The sequence below is a fragment of the Mesorhizobium sp. 1M-11 genome, from assembly GCF_001303895.1.
Lineage (GTDB): Bacteria > Pseudomonadota > Alphaproteobacteria > Rhizobiales > Rhizobiaceae > Mesorhizobium.
The window spans coordinates 24,666-41,769 of the sequence record NZ_LJSD01000040.1; the positions used below are offsets into that span (position 1 = coordinate 24,666).

17 protein-coding genes are annotated in these 17,104 nt (G+C 61.9%); 12 read left to right on the forward strand and 5 right to left on the reverse strand.

All coding sequences use genetic code 11. The annotated features are described in order from the left end of the window. Positions 1-23: 23 nt before the first annotated feature. Both AO692_RS17645 and AO692_RS17650 read right to left on the reverse strand, forming a co-directional pair. Positions 24-1,202, reverse strand: coding sequence for an ABC transporter substrate-binding protein (locus tag AO692_RS17645; RefSeq protein WP_054311370.1), 1,179 nt, complete (start codon positions 1,200-1,202; stop codon positions 24-26). 210 nt (positions 1,203-1,412) lie between these two features. Next, entirely contained in the window at positions 1,413-2,339 is a 927-nt protein-coding gene (locus AO692_RS17650; RefSeq protein WP_054311371.1) for a LysR family transcriptional regulator, read from the reverse strand. Positions 2,340-2,555: 216 nt separating this feature from the next. On the opposite strand from AO692_RS17650, the gene AO692_RS17655 reads away from it, so the two are divergent. Genes AO692_RS17655 through AO692_RS17665 form a run of 3 tightly spaced genes read left to right on the forward strand, consistent with a single transcriptional unit; the run spans position 2,556 to position 5,445 of the window. Beyond that, entirely contained in the window at positions 2,556-3,713 is a 1,158-nt protein-coding gene (locus AO692_RS17655; protein ID WP_054311372.1) for an NAD(P)/FAD-dependent oxidoreductase, read from the forward strand. Positions 3,714-3,768: 55 nt separating this feature from the next. Beyond that, a complete protein-coding gene (locus AO692_RS17660) occupies positions 3,769-4,557 on the forward strand; it encodes an alpha/beta hydrolase (protein WP_054311373.1) in 789 nt (262 codons plus the stop codon). 12 nt (positions 4,558-4,569) lie between these two features. Beyond that, complete coding sequence (locus AO692_RS17665) at positions 4,570-5,445, forward strand: alpha/beta hydrolase (protein ID WP_054311374.1); 876 nt, start codon at positions 4,570-4,572, stop codon at positions 5,443-5,445. A gap of 5 nt (positions 5,446-5,450) precedes the next feature. On the opposite strand, the gene AO692_RS17670 is transcribed toward AO692_RS17665, so the two are convergent. Further along, the gene (locus AO692_RS17670; protein ID WP_054311375.1) at positions 5,451-6,362 is read right to left on the reverse strand and encodes a LysR family transcriptional regulator; all 912 of its coding nucleotides are present in this window, start codon (positions 6,360-6,362) and stop codon (positions 5,451-5,453) included. 194 nt (positions 6,363-6,556) lie between these two features. Between AO692_RS17670 and AO692_RS17675 the strand changes: the two genes are divergently transcribed. The 9 genes from AO692_RS17675 to AO692_RS17715 all read left to right on the forward strand — a co-directional run bounded on the left by AO692_RS17675 (position 6,557) and on the right by AO692_RS17715 (position 15,160). Then, positions 6,557-7,990: an NAD-dependent succinate-semialdehyde dehydrogenase gene (locus tag AO692_RS17675; RefSeq protein ID WP_054311376.1), complete on the forward strand. Its 1,434-nt coding sequence runs from the start codon at positions 6,557-6,559 to the stop codon at positions 7,988-7,990. Positions 7,991-8,004: 14 nt separating this feature from the next. After that, entirely contained in the window at positions 8,005-8,961 is a 957-nt protein-coding gene (locus AO692_RS17680) for a dihydrodipicolinate synthase family protein (RefSeq protein ID WP_054311377.1), read from the forward strand. A gap of 41 nt (positions 8,962-9,002) precedes the next feature. After that, positions 9,003-9,548, forward strand: coding sequence for a 3-hydroxyanthranilate 3,4-dioxygenase (locus tag AO692_RS17685; RefSeq protein WP_054311412.1), 546 nt, complete (start codon positions 9,003-9,005; stop codon positions 9,546-9,548). A 98-nt stretch (positions 9,549-9,646) separates the two neighbouring features. Then, entirely contained in the window at positions 9,647-10,804 is a 1,158-nt protein-coding gene (locus AO692_RS17690) for an ABC transporter substrate-binding protein (RefSeq protein WP_054311378.1), read from the forward strand. A gap of 79 nt (positions 10,805-10,883) precedes the next feature. Beyond that, on the forward strand, positions 10,884-11,798 hold the full coding sequence (locus AO692_RS17695) for a branched-chain amino acid ABC transporter permease (protein ID WP_054311379.1): 915 nt from the start codon (positions 10,884-10,886) through the stop codon (positions 11,796-11,798). A 12-nt stretch (positions 11,799-11,810) separates the two neighbouring features. Next, entirely contained in the window at positions 11,811-12,899 is a 1,089-nt protein-coding gene (locus AO692_RS17700) for a branched-chain amino acid ABC transporter permease (RefSeq protein ID WP_200911752.1), read from the forward strand. Next, the gene (locus tag AO692_RS17705; RefSeq protein ID WP_054311380.1) at positions 12,899-13,657 is read left to right on the forward strand and encodes an ABC transporter ATP-binding protein; all 759 of its coding nucleotides are present in this window, start codon (positions 12,899-12,901) and stop codon (positions 13,655-13,657) included. The genes AO692_RS17700 and AO692_RS17705 overlap by 1 nt, the downstream gene beginning before the upstream one ends. Then, complete coding sequence (locus tag AO692_RS17710; RefSeq protein ID WP_054311381.1) at positions 13,651-14,352, forward strand: ABC transporter ATP-binding protein; 702 nt, start codon at positions 13,651-13,653, stop codon at positions 14,350-14,352. The genes AO692_RS17705 and AO692_RS17710 overlap by 7 nt, the downstream gene beginning before the upstream one ends. Next, positions 14,339-15,160: an aspartate dehydrogenase gene (locus AO692_RS17715; RefSeq protein WP_054311382.1), complete on the forward strand. Its 822-nt coding sequence runs from the start codon at positions 14,339-14,341 to the stop codon at positions 15,158-15,160. Before AO692_RS17710 ends, AO692_RS17715 begins: the two co-directional genes overlap by 14 nt. A 14-nt stretch (positions 15,161-15,174) precedes the next feature. Here the strand turns inward: AO692_RS17715 and AO692_RS17720 are convergent, their stop codons facing one another. Together AO692_RS17720 and AO692_RS17725 are read right to left on the reverse strand one after the other, a co-directional pair. After that, positions 15,175-16,101 carry a cation transporter gene (locus tag AO692_RS17720; RefSeq protein WP_054311383.1) on the reverse strand — a complete coding sequence of 309 codons (927 nt, stop codon included), beginning with the start codon at positions 16,099-16,101 and terminating at the stop codon, positions 15,175-15,177. A gap of 42 nt (positions 16,102-16,143) precedes the next feature. Further along, positions 16,144-17,055 (reverse strand): LysR substrate-binding domain-containing protein, encoded by a 912-nt coding sequence (locus tag AO692_RS17725; protein ID WP_082407422.1) that lies wholly within the window; start codon positions 17,053-17,055, stop codon positions 16,144-16,146. Between the last annotated feature and the right edge of the window lie 49 nt (positions 17,056-17,104).

Here is a 17,104-nt window from a genome sequence, read left to right on the forward strand (position 1 = left end):
AATAGGCGAGGCTGATACGCCTGTTATTCGGCAGGCATCTTGCAGTCAGCGGCGTAGCTGTCGCTGTGTGCTGTCAGCACCTTGCTATCGGTCTTCAGGACCATCTTGCCGTCGGCGCCTTTCTCGGCCTTCAGCGAATACCAATCCTGGACCGGATGCTGGTTGGGGCCGAATTTGAAGGAGCCACGCACGGAAGGGATCTCCGCGCTAAGCAAGCCTTTCCGCAGCGCTTCGATGTCGCTGGCACCGGCAGGATCCTTCTCGAGACCAGCACCGATCAGGAGGGCCGCGTCATAGCCCTGGGCCGCATAATAAGTGATCGGACGATCGCCGTATTTTGCCCGCCAGGCCGCGACGAATGCCTTGTTGACGGGATTGTCGAAATCGTCGTTCCAATGGCTGGTCACCTTGACGCCGGAGGCGGCATCTCCGACGGCCTGAACGATGACCTGGTCGAGCGAAGCCGGGTGCACCACCATCGGGATTTCCTTGAGCAGGCCGGATTGCTGATATTGGCGCATGAATGCGATGCCGAGCCCGCCGGGCTCGAATTCGTAGACAACGTCCGGCTTCGCGGCGCGGATCTGCGCCATCTCGCCGGCGAAATCGGTCTGGTCGAGGCTGGTGTAGGTTTCGCCCACGACCTCGCCTTTGTAGAAGCGCTTGAAGGCGCCCATGGTTTCCTTGCCGGCCTGGTAGTTCGGCGCGATCAGGAATGCCTTCTTGTAGCCGAGCGACTGGGCAAGGGCACCGGCGCTTTCGCCCTGGCTGTCGTCCTGCCAGGAGCTGACGAAGTAGTTGGGGTGGCAATCCTTGCCGGCAAATGTCGCCGATGCCGTGTTGGCGCTGACATAGAGCGCATCATTGTCGAGGATCTCAGGAACAGCGGCGAAAGCGACGTTCGCGAAGACCATGCCGGTGAAGACCTTGATACCTTGTTCGGAAAGCATCTTGTCGGCAATCTGCCGGGCGTTGCCGGGCTTCAGGCTGTCGTCCTCGACCACCAGTTCCACCGGCGCGCCGCCGAGCTCGCCCTTGTTCTGGTCGATCGCCAGCTGGAAGCCGTCGCGGATGTCCTGGCCCAGATAACCTGCCGGTCCTGAAAGCGTGGTGATCATGCCGATCTTGAGCGGATCGGCGGCATGAGCCGTACCCGCCAGCAGCGCCAAGGTGGCGGCTGCCAATATTCCTTTGCAAGACATAGAAGTCCCTCCCGTTTGTTCTCTCAAATGCAGGGATGGCTTCCGCGATCCCGGGTCGCGGTTGTGCGCCTTGCCCTTGCGTGTAGTCGTCCCGCCGTTACCGGCAGGTCGTCTGCACGGCCCAGCTTGGGCCAATCGGTCTTGCGGTAAATGGAAAACTCATCTCCCAGTTATGAAAGCTGGGAATAGCCAGGATTTCGTGGCTGAGGGTCAGGCCGTCAGATCGACAGCCGTTCTCCTGAGCGTTTCCGCAAGCAGTTCGGCAGCGGGGGAGAGCCTTGCGTTGGTGCGGGTGGTGATCCCGATCGGTATGGCGGTTGCGCGCAGCGTGACGGGCAGGATGGTGATCGCGCCGGCGGCCGCTTCCCTGCGGGCGACCTGGGCCGGAAAGACGCCAAGATAATCGGCGTCGACGAGCAGGGCGCGGTTGGTGAGCAGGGAGACGGAGTCGACGGCATGAACCGGCGGTTCCAGACCTTCCTCGCGGAAGGCAATGTCTATCTGCCGTCTCAGGCTGGTTTCCTGCGGCGGCAGGATCCACTCCCAGCCGATGAGGTCGGCAAGGCCCAGGTCACGGCGGTCGGCCAGGGGATGACCGCGGCGCGCGACGACGCAGGCGATGTCGTCCATCAGGACTTCCTGCACGACGTTGAGCCTGTCGCGGAGCTCCGACAGCCGCCCGACCACCATGTCCAGTTCACCGGCACGCAGCGCCGGGATCAGAACGTCGTTGGTGCCTTCGACGATCTTCACCACCAGTTTCGGGCGATCCTTGCGCAGCCGGGCGATGGCCGTCGGCAACAGTTCGGCTGCTGCCGACAAAAGCGTGCCGATGGCAACACGCCCGCCGGTGCCGTCGCGCAGATCGGCGAGATGCTCTTCCGCGTGCGCAAGCTGGGTGATGACCAGGCGGGCATGTTCGGCAAGCGTTTCCCCGAACATGGTCGGTACCACGCCGCGGTTGTTGCGGTCGAATAGGCGGGCCTTGGTCAGGGCTTCCACTTCCTGAAGCGCCTTGGTGACGGCGGACTGCGTCATGTTAAGCCGTTTCGCAGCACGCACCAGATTGCCTTCCTCGACGATGGCCACGACCATTCTCAAATGGCGGATGGTGAGGCGGCTGGTGACAAGTTTCATGAGCGCATTGCCGGTTCGTTGGCTGGTTCGCCTCTGATATTCCAAAGTGTCATAGAAAATTCCACAGAATTCATTTGTGTGAATTGCCGATCACTGGAAATTTGTCATGAACCGGCCGGGCGCAAGCTTTCGCCGATGGGGAGATATTGGCGCGGCTGCTTGCGGCGGGGCCAGGTCAAGACAGGTGCGATCAGCACCGGTGGGAGGAAATCCGGGATGATGCAGCGAACAGGCGCCGGGCGCCGTGCCGAGATCGCAGGCGCGGGAATTGGCGGGCTGACCGCAGCAGCGGCGCTGGCGCAGCGTGGTTGGTCGGTGACGGTGCACGAACGCGCCCCGAACCTGCGTACCTTTGGCGCCGGCATCTATATCTGGAGCAACGGGCTGCGCGTGCTCAAGGCGATCGGCGCCTATGAACAGGCAACTGTTGGCGCACATATCGGCCCGCAGTTCCATACCCGCGACCACAACGACACGACGATGGAGGAAATCCCCATCAACGGGCCGAGCGATGCGCGGCTCATCACCATCCTGCGTGAGCAGCTGATCAACACACTGGTCGACACCTGCCTTAAAGCCGGCGTCGAGATCCTGACCGGCTCGGCAGCCATTGGCGCCACGCCGGCAGGCGAACTGCTGCTCGAAGGTGGAGGCCGACGCAAGGCCGATCTGGTGGTCGGCGCCGATGGCATCAATTCAACCGTGCGGGATTCGCTCGATCTGATGATGTATCGCAAGCATCTCGGTTATGGCGCGATCCGGATGCTGATCCCGCGCGACGACAACGATGTTCCGCCCGAGGATCGCGACCGCTACATCGAATATTTCACCGGTTCGCGCCGCATTCTCTATACGCCGGCCAGTGCTTCCGACCTCTACGTCGCCTTGTGCTGCGCTGCCGATGACGCGGAAGCTCTCAAGGTGCCGGCCGACCGCAAATTGTGGACGCTGTCCTTCCCGCATCTCGCCAAGCTGGTTTCACGCTTCGGCGACGCTGGCCGCTGGGATGCCTTCGAGGTCGTGAAACTCAAGCAATGGAGCAAGGGACGGGTCGCGATCCTGGGCGACGCCGCCCATGCGATGCCGCCTTACCTCGGACAGGGTGGCGGATGCGCGCTGATGAATGGCCTGGCACTCGCGGCAGCCGTGACCGACGCTCCTGACGTCGTGGCGGCCCTCGCAGAATGGGAGGAGCGCGAACGTCCGCTGACCGAGCACACCCAGGACACGGCCGAAAGGCTGGGCGACATGAATTTCTGGCCCGACGACGTTCGCTCACAGGTTCTGAAGATCACCGGCAAATCCGCCGAGATCGGCGCGGAGCGCATGAAAACGGCGCGCCATATCCCGACGGCCACCGAAGCCTTCGCCTGATCGCTTTCATCGAAGGGTCCTTGGCCCTTCGTCTCGCTTTTTCGGAGTTCCTTACATGCAGTCCATCCAGATCGGAGCCAACACGCTGTCCTACGACGAAGCAGGAGAGGGGGATGTTCTCCTGCTTCTGTCGGGCTGGTGCCAGGACCATCGTCTGTTCAAGACCCTGGCGCCGGAACTCGCGCGCAGCCACCGCGTCATCAGGCTGGATTGGCGCGGCCATGGCCTGCATCGCGATCATGACGGCGATTTCGTCACCGATGACCAGGCTTCCGATGTCATCGCCTTTCTCGACCGGATGAAGGTCGAGAAGGTGGTGCCGGTTTCTACCTCGCATGGTGGCTGGGCCAACATGGAAGTGACCGATCGCCTGGGTACCGCGCGCGTGCCGCGCTCCGTCGTCGTCGACTGGATCCAGACGACGCCTAACGACGCTTTCTTCTCGATGATCGATCACATCCAGGACCGCACCAACTGGGAGAATGGCCGCGGCGATTTCTTCAACTACTGGATCGGTGACACCGAGAACCGGGACATCATCGACCACGTCAATGAAGAGATGGCCAAATACAGCTTCGAGATGTGGGCCCGCTCCGGCCGCGAGATCGCAAGGGCCTATCGCAAATGGGGCAATCCGATGCAGCGCATGGCGGCGATGGCGGAACACCGGCCGATCACGCATATCTATTCGCAACCGTTCGAGCCGGAATATGCGCAGGCGCAACTCGATTTCGCCGCCGGACATGGCTGGTACAAGCCGAACAAGTTGCCCGGCCGCACCCACTTCCCAACGCTCGAACAGCCCAAGGTGGTCGCCGAGACCATTCGGGCTTTTGTTGGCTAGGAGCTGCCTCGCATGACCGGACTAGCCGCCGAGGCCGATTGGCCGCGTGAGACCCTGGATCGCGACTACAGTGCCCGTGCTTCGGTTTCGTCCGAGGTGTTCGAGGCGGAGATGCGGAACTATCGAAGCCGATCGGAGGCGGTGAAGGACATCGCCTCGCATCTGGACGTCGTCTACGATGCTGAAAGCGGCCAAACTCTCGATATCTACGGCATCGGTGCGGAGCCGCGACCGGTTTTCGTTTTCATCCATGGCGGTTATTGGCGGATGCTTTCAAAGCACGATTCCGCCTTCATGGCCGCGATGCTGGCAAGACACGGCATTGCCACGGCCGTGGTGGACTACAGGCTGGCACCCGAGGTCGATCTGACCGAGATCGTGCGGGAAGTGCGAGCAGCCATCTGCTTCCTGTGGCACAGCGGATCCCGCTACGGCATCGATCCCAATCGCCTCTTCGTCGGCGGCAGTTCCGCCGGCGGCCATCTGACGGGAGCGGTTCTGTCCGGCGGCTGGCACGGGGCCTTCGACGTGCCGGAGGATGTCATCAAGGGAGCCATGCCGATCAGCGGCCTGTTCCATCTGGCGCCGATTTCAAGATCGTTCGTACAAGACTGGATCAAGCTCGACGATCAGTCGGTCATGCAGTTGAGCCCCGCCGAGAACCTGCCGCGCGTCGGCTGCCCCATCGTGACGGCCTATGCGGCAGGCGAGCCTGACGGGTTCAAACGCCAGTCGGCGGAATATCACCGGCTGTGGCGGGAAGCGGGTTTTCCTTCCACGCTGATGGAAATCGACAACCGCAACCATTTTGATGTGGTTCTTGATTTGGAGGACAGCCAAGCAATGCTCTCCAAGGCGTTGCTGCGCCTGATCAATGGCGACCTGTAGCCTCGTTAATTGTTCTCGCGTGGGATGAGGCGTTGCGCATAGCGCCTGACGACCGCGACGAATGCCTGTGTGGCCGGCGTGACGGATCGCCCGGTCGCGTGGATCATGGCCACCTCGCGCGCGATGTTGGGATCGACAAGCGGCTTGCCGGCCACCTTGCGGTGGCGTGCCGCCGCCAAGGCGTAGGCCGGTAGTACGGCCACACCCAATCCTGCTTCGACGAGTGCCAAGGCGGTCGTCACCTGGCTCACCTCGAAGGCGGGTTTCAACGGTATCTCGCTTGTTTCGAAGCCGACCTCGACCAGCAGGCGAATGCCACTGTCGCGCGTCAGCGTGATCAGCGGCTGATCCGCAAGATCGCGCCATCTGGCGGTGGCTGCATGCGCGAAAGGGGAGCGATCATCGCAGAACAACATCAGGCTGTCGCGCACCAGGGCGACGCGCTCGATACCTTCCTCGGCGGGTGAGAAGGTTCCGAGCCCGCAGTCGGCCTTGCCGCTGCGCACGGCTTCGACGATCTGCTCGGTGCCGACATCGGCAAGCTGTACGGCGATACCCGGATAGCTCTGCTGGAACTCGGCGATCGCCTGCGGCAGCACGACGGAAGCCAGCAGGGGTGGTGCTGCGATGCGCAAGCGCCCGCGTCTTCGCTCCGCCAGCATGTGAACGCCCTCCACCGCATGCTCCAGCTCTTCCATCACCTTCGTTGTGGAATTCTGGAACTCCCGGCCGGCATCGGTCAGCTCGACGCGGCGGGTGGTGCGGTCGAACAGGCGCACCGACAACTCGTCCTCAAGATCGCGGATTGCCTGCGAGAGCGCAGGCTGCGCGGTACCCAGGCGTTTCGATGCGCGCGAGAAATTGCCGAGTTCAGCGACCGCCAGGAACTGCTGGATCTGCTTGATGGTGATCTTCATGCGGAGACGTTTTTGATGCTGGTGACCACGTCGGTCGGTAGAAATCCATTCATATGGAAATCAGTATTAATTTATCAGATAAATCCATCTTGTCGATATATCGAAATCCATTGATCTTGGCGTTGAGGACGTCGCGAGCCGAGGCTGTGCGACGCTTTTGGGAATTCATGCCAGTACGGAGCTGAGACGCCCCTATGTCGAACTACCCCGATCTTCAGCTCTATATCGGAGGCGCCTGGCGCAAGACGGCAGAGACATTGCCGGTCATCAATCCAGCCGATGAAAGTGTGATCGGCGCGGTGCCGGTGGCGTCGACGAACGACCTCGACGCGGCACTCGAGGCGGCCGAGCGCGGCTTTGCCGTCTGGCGCAGAACATCACCGGCGCGCCGTGCGGAGATTCTCCGCAAGACCGCCTCGCTCTTGCGCGAGCGCATCGACGAAATCGCGCTCGATATCACCCGCGAACACGGCAAGCCGTTTCAGCAGGCACGTCTTGAAGTCATCCGTGGCGCGGAGTTCTTCGAGTGGGATGCTGGCGAGGCGCAGCGCACCTATGGGCGGGTCATTCCGAGCGAGCCAGGTATCCGCTACGTCGTGCATCATCAGCCGATCGGTACGGTGGCAGCGTTTTCGCCCTGGAACTTTCCGCTCAGCCAGCCGGCCCGCAAGATTGCCGGCGCGCTTGCCGCCGGCTGTTCGATCATCATCAAGGCATCGGAAGAGACACCTGCGGGGTGTCTCCACATCGCCCGTGCCTTCCACGATGCCGGTCTTCCAGCAGGTGTGCTCAATCTCGTCTTCGGTGTGCCCGCGCAGATCTCAGAATACCTCATCCCGCACGAGCAGGTGCGGCTGATCGCTTTCACCGGTTCGACCGCGGTTGGAAAGCGGTTGACCGGCCTCGCCGCGCAATATGTGAAACCTGCTTTGATGGAGCTTGGCGGCCATGCTCCCGTCATCGTCTGCGATGATGCCGACCCGGTGAAGGCAGGCATCGCGTCGGCCATCCGCAAGGTGCGCAATGCCGGTCAGGTCTGCACCTCTCCGACACGCTTCTTCGTTCATGAGAAGATCTACAAGCCTTTCACGGATGCGTTCGTCGAGCGTGCCCGCCAGGTGAAGACCGGAAATGGTCTCGACGAAGGCACGGAAATGGGGCCGGTGGCGAACCATCGTCGCGTCGAAGCCCTGGAGGCGCTGGTGGCCGATGCGGTGTCAAAAGGCGCGAAACTCCTGATTGGCGGGGAGCGTCCGGGTAATCGCGGCTATTTTTATCCGCCGACTGTTCTCGCGGACGTGCCTGCCAATGCCCGGGTAATGCGCGAGGAGCCGTTTGGGCCGCTGGCGGTGATCAATCCGGTGCCGTCCCTGCAAGACGCAATCGAGAAGGCGAATGGCGTGCCCTTCGGTCTCGCCGCTTATGCCTTCACCAATTCGGCCGCCAATGTCGACCAGATCACCGACGATCTGGAAGCCGGCAACGTCTCCATCAACACGCTCGAGGCTTCAGTCGCTGAAACGCCGTTCGGCGGTATCAAGGAGAGCGGCTTCGGTCGCGAGGGCGGGGCCGAGGGCATCATGCACTACATGGTGGTGAAAACCGTCTCGCACCGCATGGCGATCTGAAGGGTCACAAGCCGATGAAATACGACAAGAAGACCGCCAAAGCCCATTCGCGGGCGACGATGAAAGGCATCTGGGCCGCGGCGCTGATGCCTTTCAAGGATGATCTGTCGGTCGACGAGGACGGTTTTCGCCGCAATGTCGATCACTGGATCGACGACCTGAAGATCGATGGCTTCTTCATCGCCGGCAAGCAGGGCGAGTTCTTCTCGATGTCGCTCGATGAACGCAAACGCAGCTTCGAACTGGCGGTCGACGCCTGTGCCGGGCGTGCCCAGACCATCATGTCCTGCTCTGATCAGAATATGGACGTGGTGATCGAACTGGCAAAACATGCCCAGAAGGTCGGAGCGGACTACATCGTCGTGCACGCGCCGGTGCTGCATTTCTTCAAGGAGCAGGACGAAACGCTGCTCAACTATTATCGCACCATCGCCGACAAGGTGGATATCGGCATCGCGTTGTGGAGCCACCCCGACAGCGGCTATCTGATGAGCCCGCAGCTGTGCAACCGACTGGCCGATATCGAGAATGTCGTCGCCATCAAATACAGCGTGCCCCGCCCGATGTACAAGGATCTGACCCGCCTTGCCGGCGACAGGATCCTGGTCAGCACCGCTTCGGAGGAAGAGTGGCTGGACAACATCGTCGAACTCGGCTGGCGGCTCTATCTCTGTTCCTCGCCGCCCTATCTCATCCAGACCAGAAACGACACGCGGATGCGCCAGTACACCGACCTTGCCTTTGCCGGCGAGGTCGAAAAGGCGCGTGCGATACGCGACAGCCTGGATCCGGTTCGCGCCGCACTGAAGAACACCCGGCCGGCGGAGAAGCCGCATTCGCATCAGAAATACTGGCAGGACCTGCTTGGCCAGAGCGGTGGGCGGGTTCGTCCGCCGCTGCTCGAACTCACCGAGGAAGAGAAACGGGCAACCCGCGTCGCCTTCGAAGCGTGTGGCCTGAAGACCGATTGATTGGAACCGGCGCGGCAGCGCCATTAGTGGGAGGAATGACCATGACCAGACGCCTGTCTGCCTTCAGCTTCTCGAAATGGATCGACGAGCACGCCCATCTTCTCAAGCCTCCGGTCGGCAACCAGCAGATCTGGGAGGATGCCGACCTCATGGTGACGGTCGTGGGCGGCCCGAACAAGCGCACCGACTATCACGACGATCCGGTCGAAGAGTTTTTCTACCAGCTCAAGGGCGACATGATGCTCAAGGTCGTCGACAACGGCAATTTCTACGACGTGCCGATCCGCGAAGGCGAGATATTCCTGTTGCCGCCGCATGTGCGCCACTCGCCGCAGCGTCCGCAGGAGGGATCGATCGGGCTTGTCGTCGAGCCGAAGCGAAACGATGGTCTTCTCGATGCCTTCGAATGGTATTGCTTCGAGTGCAACGCACTGGTCAAGCGGGTCGAGGTCTCGCTGAAGAGCATCGTGCGAGATCTGCCGCCGATCTACCAGGCCTTTTATGCCGACGAGAAAGCGCGCACCTGTCCGAATTGCGGTTCGATGCATCCTGGCAAGACGCCGCCTGAAGGCTGGGTGAAGCTCTGACGGGGATGAAACATCAGGGCCTATTCACATGGGAGTAGGTCCTGTCTAACCTGCCGGCCAAGAAAAACGCCGAGACGGCGACAAACGGAGGAGAATGAATGCTTACGCGAAAGACACTGCTTGCCGCCTCGGCGCTTCTGGCCACAACATTTGCGGCGTGGGCAGAGGATCCGGTCAAGATCGGCATGATCACGACACTGTCCGGCCCGGCCGGTTATCTCGGCCAGGACGTCCGCGACGGTTTCAAGCTTGCCATGGAAGACAACAAGCTGGGTGGCGTCCCGGTCGAATTGCTGGTCGAGGATGACGGCTTGAAACCGGGGCAGGGCAAGCAGATCGCTGAGCGCTTCTTAAGTGAAAGCGGCGTGAAGCTCTTCACCGGCATCGTCTTCTCCAACGTGGCCGGCGCAACCGTGCCGGACATCGTCGACAACGAAGCTTTCTACATCAGCCCCAATGCCGGTCCGTCCAATCTTGCCGGCAAGGAATGCAGCGAAAACTACTTCGTCGTCTCGTGGCAGAATGACAGCCTGCATGAGAGCGCCGGCCAGCTCGCCACCAATCTCGGCTACAAGAAGGCGTTCATCCTGGCGCCGAACTACCAGGCCGGCAAGGACGCTCTCGCCGGCTTCAAGCGCTTCTTCAAGGGCGAGATCGCCGGTGAGGTCTACACCCGCCTCGACCAGACCGATTTTGCCGCCGAGATGGCGCAGATCCGTGCGGCTAAGCCGGATGTCGTGTTCCAGTTTCACCCGGGCGGTCTCGGCATCACATTCCTTCGCCAGTATGAGCAGGCAGGCCTCGGCAAGGAGATCCCGATGGTGCTGGCCGAGCCATCGATGGATGGCGTGACGCTTGCGGCAGTCGGCGAAGCGGCAGTCGGCGTCAATGTTTCGGCGCACTGGAACACCGACTTCGACAATCCGGCCAACAAGAAGTTCATGGAAGCTTGGAACAAGGCCTACAATCGTCCGGCCACCTACTATTCCAGCCAGGGCTACGACACCGGCCAGCTGATCGCCTCGGCGCTCAAGGCATCCGGCGGTAAGCTGGACGACTCCTTCCGCGATGCCTTGCGCAAGGCCGATTTCCAGTCGGTGCGCGGCAAGTTCGCCTTCGGTCCAAACCAGCATCCGATCCAGGACTGGTATGCATTGAAGGTCGAGAAGGGTGCCGACGGCAAGCCGGTCATCAAGACCGTCGGAGAGGTGTTCAAGGATCACGGCGACGCCTATTCGGCCGACTGCAAGATGTAGTCGCGCCGCTGCCGAATTGAGAGGAGAGGCGGTCTGAGCCGTCTCTCCACGTTTTCCTGTTTGCCCGAAGTGACCGCGTATGACGCTCTTCCTCGAACAATTGCTGAACGGTGTGCAGTTCGGCGTGATGCTGTTCCTGATGGCCGCAGGCCTGACCCTGATCTTCGGCATCATGGGCGTCATCAACCTGGCGCATGGCTCCATCTACATGATTGGCGCCTATGCCGGCACGTTCGTCGCGACGGAAACCGGCTCGTTCTGGCTGGGCATTCCTGCAGCGCTCGCGGCAGCAGCACTTGCCGGCGTAGTGATCGAGTTCCTGGTCGTGCGCCGGCTTTACGGGCGCGATCATCTTGACCAGGTTCTTGCCACCTTCGGCCTTATCCTGATCTTCAATCAGGCGGTCACCATGCTGTTCGGCCGCCAGCCGCTATTCGTCCAGATGCCGTCCATTCTGGACGGATCGGTCGAGTTGCTGCCGGGCCTTTCTTATCCGATCTATCGGCTCACCATCATCCTGGTCGGGCTGTTGGTCGCGTTCGGCCTCTACCTGCTGATCAATCGCACGCGCATCGGCATGCTGGTGCGAGCGGGCTCCACGAATCGCGAGATGGTGCGGGCACTCGGCGTCGACGTGCGGCTGCTCTACACGCTGGTGTTCGGCCTCGGCGCCTTGCTCGCCGGGCTCGCCGGTTTCATGGCTGGGCCGATCCTGGCCGTGCAGATCGGCATGGGCGAGCAGATCCTGATCACGACCTTCGTGGTCGTGGTGATCGGCGGTGTCGGCTCCATCCGTGGCGCCTTCTTCGCCAGCCTGATCCTCGGCATCGTCGATACCGGCCTGCGCGCCTATCTGCCAGGGCTGCTGCGGCAAGTGATGGTCGGTCCGGAAGCCGATGCCCTGGGTGCGGGCATCTCCTCCATGGGCATCTATCTCTTGATGGCCATTGTCCTGTTGATCCGGCCCAAGGGCCTGTTCATCCGCAATTCCTGATTGGGCTTGATTGTGAACAGCGAAACTTCCTTCAAGCGCCCGGCACTGCTTGCAGCCGTCCTCATCGTGCTGATCGCCTTGCCGACGATCGCGGACGCGACAGGCTATTCGGCACTGACCTCGCTTGCGACGCGCATCCTGATCTACGGCATCGCTGCCGCCAGCCTCAATCTGGTGCTCGGCTATGGCGGGCTGGTCAGCTTCGGTCACGCCGCTTTCTTCGGCATCGGCGGCTATGTCGTCGGCATCCTCTACCAGCACTACTCGCTCGAGGAGCCTCTCTTCGGCTTCATTCCCGGCACGAACCAGATGCTGATCACGCTGCCGGCGGCGATCCTGATCTCCGGGCTTGCGGCGGCGGCAATCGGTGCGTTGTCGCTGCGCACCGGCGGCGTGCAGTTCATCATGATCACGCTGGCTTTCGCGCAAATGCTGTTCTTCCTGTTCGTATCGCTGAAGACCTATGGCGGCGACGACGGGCTGATCATTCGCCGCACCAACGAATTGCCGGGCCTGAACATGCGAGACAAGCACACGGTCTACTATGTCTGCCTGGTCATAACGGCGGCGTTCTTCGCGCTGCTGTGGCGCATCGTGAATTCGCGCTTCGGCAATGTGCTGGTCGGCCTGCGCCAGAGCGAGAAGCGCATGGCGGCGATCGGCCTGCCGGCCTATCGCTACAGGTTGATGGCGTTCATCATTTCCGGCATGGGCTGCGGGCTTGCTGGGGCGTTGATGGCCAATTTCCTGCGTTTCGCCAGCCCGGACATGATGCACTGGACCAAATCGGGCGAGCTGATGGTCATGGTCATCCTCGGCGGAGTTGGCACCTTGTTCGGCCCGTTGATCGGCGCCGCGGTCTTCATCGTCCTGGAAACCACCCTGGCCTCGTGGACGGAGAACTGGCAGCTGGCCCTCGGCTTCATCCTGCTGTTCGTGGTGCTCTATACGCATGGCGGCGTGCAGGCTCTCGTCCTGCGGCTAGCGCATCGGCCCGAAAATCGGAATCGATTTTCGGAAAGCACGATGCGCAGATTCAAAGTGTTAGAGCGTCCTTTGCGCGTCCGAAAGGACGCGCGGCGCTCTAATGGGAAGCGCTGATGACCCAGCCCATCCTCAACGTTCGCGGACTGGTAAAACGCTTCGGCGGATTGCTTGCGACCGACCATGTCGACCTGACGGTCCAGCCGGGTGAAATCCACGCGCTGATCGGGCCGAACGGCGCTGGCAAGACCACGCTGATTTCCCAACTTATGGGTGAGTTGAAGCCCAACGAGGGGACCGTCGAACTCGCGGGGCAGTCGCTGGACGCCTTGCCCACCGCGCAGCGCGTTGGTCTTGGCCTCGCCCGCACATTCCAGATCACCTGCCTGCTTCCCGACTACACCGTGATCGACAATGTCGCGCTGGCGGTGCAGGTGCGACAGGGACACTCCTTCCGCTTCTGGAAAAACGTCCGCGCCGATCACTCGTTGCGGGACGAGGCCTCCACCTTACTGACCGGCACCGGCCTGGAGCCGCGCGCGAACGAGCTGGTCGCCAATCTGTCGCATGGCGAGCAGAAACAGCTGGAGCTGACCATAGCGCTGGCAACACAGCCCCGGCTCCTGTTGCTCGATGAGCCGATGGCCGGTCTCGGCCATGTCGAAAGCCAGCAGATGATCGAAACCCTGCGTGGGCTGAAGAACCAGGTCTCGATGCTTCTCGTCGAGCACGACATGGATGCCGTTTTCGCGCTTGCGGATCGGATATCGGTCCTCGTCTACGGACGTGTCATCGCAAGCGGCAGCGTCGACGAGATCCGGCAGAACCCGGAAGTGCGCACGGCCTATCTGGGAGAGGGGGACGAGCTGTGCTGAAGGTTGCAAAGCTGCAGTCAGCCTATGGACCGAGCCAGGTTCTGTTCGACGTAGCGCTGGAGATCAACGACGGCGAGGTCGTCACACTCCTCGGCCGCAACGGCATGGGCAAGACCACAACCGTCAAATCCATCATGGGGCTGGTGAAGCCGCTGTCGGGCGAACTGCATTTCAGCGGCCAAAACGTGCTGGGCGCCGCACCGGAAAGGGTGGCGCGGCTTGGTGTCGGGTTGGTGCCCGAAGGGCGTCACACCTTCCCGACGCTGACGGTTCGCGAGAACCTCGTCGCAACGGCGGCCAACCGGCTCGGGCGCAAGAACCCGTGGACGCTGGAGCGCATCTACACGCTGTTTCCGCGCCTGCGCGAGCGGGCCAGCCAGGCTGCCGGCACCTTGTCGGGCGGCGAGCAGCAGATGCTGGTTGTCGGTCGCGCGCTGATGACCAATCCAAAACTGCTCATTCTCGACGAGGCAACGGAAGGGCTGGCACCGGTGATCCGTGCCGAGATATGGGGATGCATCGAAGCCTTGAAGGCGGAAGGACAATCGATCCTGCTGATCGACAAGAACCTGCATGTCCTCAAGCGGCTGGCCGATCGCCACTACATCCTCGAAAAAGGCCGCACGGTCTGGTCCGGCAGCAGCCAGGATCTGACGCGTGACGCCGAACTGGTGCACGGTTATGTCGGGCTCTGACCGGCGACGCCTCAATTTGTGTTTTATTGGCTGGGGTGCGATTGCCCAGGGCGTTGGCGCGTTGCTCGCAGAACGTCATCCGCAAGGCGTCAACATCATTGTTGTGGCCGTGCGCGACCAGCATCGTCATCGTGGCGATCTCCCAATTGGCGTGCGGCTGATCTCCGAGCCAGCCGAACTGGCCGGGCTCGGTCTCGACATGGTGATCGAGGCAGCCGGTCGCGACGCCGTCGCGGTCTGGGGCGAGGCGGCACTGCGCAATGCGGCCAGCTTCGTCGTCTCATCGACCAGCGCGTTCTGTGACGACGCGCTGCTTGAGCGGTTCGTCTCCGTGGCAAAGGAGACAGGCAGCCGCATCGTTGTTCCTTCGGGCGCCCTGGGCGATCTCGGTGCGCTGTCAGCTGCCAGCATTCTGCCGCTGGATGAGGTTGTCCATACCATCGTCAAGCCGCCTCGCGCCTGGCGCGGAACGCCGGCCGAAACCATGCTCGACCTGGAGGCGCTTGCGGTTGCCTCACCGTTCTTCGACGGCAGCGCGCGTGAAGCTGCCGGCCGTTTCCCACAGAATGCCAATGTAGCGGTGATTTCAGCGTTGTCGGGCATCGGTCTCGACAGAACCCGTGTGGTGCTCGTGGCCGATCCGGCAGCGCGCCGCAATGCTCATCGGGTCGAGGCCTCCGGTGCCTTCGGCAGGCTCGATCTGACACTCGAAAACGAACCGCTGGTCACCAACCCCAAATCGTCCGAAATGACTGCGCTCAGCCTCGTGCGTCTTGTCGAAAATGCCGTTGCACCGCTCCTGCGCTAGCAGGGAAGTCCCTTCTAGTTTGCCCATTCTGGATCGGTGGTGAAGGCGATGGTTAGCCAGCGGTCCGGTCCTTCGTCGCCGAGAGCTTCGCCGACTTCATCGCGAATGAGGTCCCATTCCTGCAATCTTCTGGCTGGCCAATCCGATGGCACGATGAAGAACAGTTCGATCTGCCTGCCACGACCGACCCTGGCGACATAGGCGCGATAGTCCAGGAAGCCATGACGCTTCACGGTGTCCTCGGCGACCTGATCGACATGCCGCTTGAGGTCTGCCGGGGTAACCAGAAGAATGTCCGCCAGCGCCTGCTTGATCGTGCCCAGAGGGATCGGAATGATGATGACGCAGACCACGGCAAGCACGACCGGATCCACATAGGGCGATGTCCATTCCAGGCTGCTGCCTTGCACCAGATAGCCAAAGACGAAGGCGATGAACAGGGCAGCCGTCAGGGACGCGGACATGACCCAGGCCTTGGCGTCGAGGGCGACAAAATCCGACTGGATGGTACGGTTTGCCCGGTGACCGTAGATCGCCATGCCGACGGTGACGGCGAGGGTTACCACTGCATAGATGATGGCCTGATCGAAGTTCAGTTCACGTCCGCCCGACATGATGCTGCCGACCGCATTGATCAAGGCATAGATCGCCGCGCCCGAGAGCATGATGCCGTTGAGGCCGAGCACCATCGGCTCGAGATGCCAGAACCCCATGGTGAAGTGTTTCACCAGCTTGCTCCTGGCCGGTCCGACCGCGGTCGAAGAGGCGATCAGATTGGCGACGAGCAGGGCAACGATGGTCATCGTTGCGTCGGTCAACGCATAGACGCCATCGAAGACGATCGCGAAGGAACCGGACAGAAGGCCGAACACGATGCCGATCACGGCAAGGACGAAGGTGACGATGATCGATATCCGGAGAACACCCTGTTCCGTGTCCATCGTCGCGTCCTCTTCGTATGAGCGATCCAAGATATCAGTTTCTTATGCGGCGGATTTGATCCCTTCGTCCAGCAACCAGCTTCGGAGCATGGCCACCTCCGGTCGCGCCAGGCTGGCCTCCGGGGTCATCATCACATAGGGCTGGCGGATCGGCAGCGAGATGCCGAAAGCGTCGACCAGGCGCCCGCCTTCCAATTCCTGCTCGACCATGAAATCCGGCACAAGCGCAAATCCAGCGCCTGCGTTGCAGGCCTCGATCGCCAGATGCACCAGGTTGAAGGAAAGCGTCGAGCGTAATTCGAGATGGCCGAAGCCGGTGGCGGAAAACCAAGCCTCCCAACCTTCGTCGTGCCAACCGGGTTCGGCAAAATCCACCTTGATCAATGGCCGCGACAGCAGATCGGCAGGCGTCGGGGCCGGCGGCAAGGTGGCGATAAGTTGGGGGGAGGCGACGACAACCAATCGCCCGCCGATCAGCGTGTCCTGCCGGACGCCGGGGATGGTGCCCCGGCCATGGTAGATCGCGAGATCGGGGTCGCGCTCATTGGCATTCCATCGATGCGGCAGCGCCTGCACGGTGATCTGGATGTCGGGATGCAAAGCGCGGAATTTGCCAATGCGCGGTGCCAGCCACTTGGAGGCCAGTGAGAACTGGCAGCGTATCGTGACGCTGCTCGTTCCGCCCGGCGCGCGGGCGGCAACAGCCGCGGATGTGATCTGGTCGAAAATCGCGCCCAGCCGAGTCGCAAAGACTCGGCCTGTCTCGGTAAGGCGAACGCCATTCGCCCGCCGTTCGAACAGCGGGTCGCCGACCCAGTCCTCCAGCTGCTTCATCTGGTGGCTGATTGCGCCCGGCGTGACGCCGAGTTCTCCGCCGGCGCGCGCGAAACTCAAATGACGCGCCGCGGCCTCGAACGCACGCAGGGCAGGGAGCGGTGGCAGATGCCGAGACACGACAGAGGCTTAATCCAATTGAGGCTAACCGAGAAATATTTTGGTTTGC

Bases quoted from the DNA above. Each gene is read 5' to 3' on its own strand.
- AO692_RS17645 (WP_054311370.1), bottom strand. From the start codon at position 1,202: ATGTCTTGCAAAGGAATATTGGCAGCCGCCACCTTGGCGCTGCTGGCG.
- AO692_RS17650 (WP_054311371.1), bottom strand. From the start codon at position 2,339: ATGAAACTTGTCACCAGCCGCCTCACCATCCGCCATTTGAGAATGGTC.
- AO692_RS17655 (WP_054311372.1), top strand. From the start codon at position 2,556: ATGATGCAGCGAACAGGCGCCGGGCGCCGTGCCGAGATCGCAGGCGCG.
- AO692_RS17660 (WP_054311373.1), top strand. From the start codon at position 3,769: ATGCAGTCCATCCAGATCGGAGCCAACACGCTGTCCTACGACGAAGCA.
- AO692_RS17665 (WP_054311374.1), top strand. From the start codon at position 4,570: ATGACCGGACTAGCCGCCGAGGCCGATTGGCCGCGTGAGACCCTGGAT.
- AO692_RS17670 (WP_054311375.1), bottom strand. From the start codon at position 6,362: ATGAAGATCACCATCAAGCAGATCCAGCAGTTCCTGGCGGTCGCTGAA.
- AO692_RS17675 (WP_054311376.1), top strand. From the start codon at position 6,557: ATGTCGAACTACCCCGATCTTCAGCTCTATATCGGAGGCGCCTGGCGC.
- AO692_RS17680 (WP_054311377.1), top strand. From the start codon at position 8,005: ATGAAATACGACAAGAAGACCGCCAAAGCCCATTCGCGGGCGACGATG.
- AO692_RS17685 (WP_054311412.1), top strand. From the start codon at position 9,003: ATGACCAGACGCCTGTCTGCCTTCAGCTTCTCGAAATGGATCGACGAG.
- AO692_RS17690 (WP_054311378.1), top strand. From the start codon at position 9,647: ATGCTTACGCGAAAGACACTGCTTGCCGCCTCGGCGCTTCTGGCCACA.
- AO692_RS17695 (WP_054311379.1), top strand. From the start codon at position 10,884: ATGACGCTCTTCCTCGAACAATTGCTGAACGGTGTGCAGTTCGGCGTG.
- AO692_RS17705 (WP_054311380.1), top strand. From the start codon at position 12,899: ATGACCCAGCCCATCCTCAACGTTCGCGGACTGGTAAAACGCTTCGGC.
- AO692_RS17715 (WP_054311382.1), top strand. From the start codon at position 14,339: ATGTCGGGCTCTGACCGGCGACGCCTCAATTTGTGTTTTATTGGCTGG.
- AO692_RS17720 (WP_054311383.1), bottom strand. From the start codon at position 16,101: ATGGACACGGAACAGGGTGTTCTCCGGATATCGATCATCGTCACCTTC.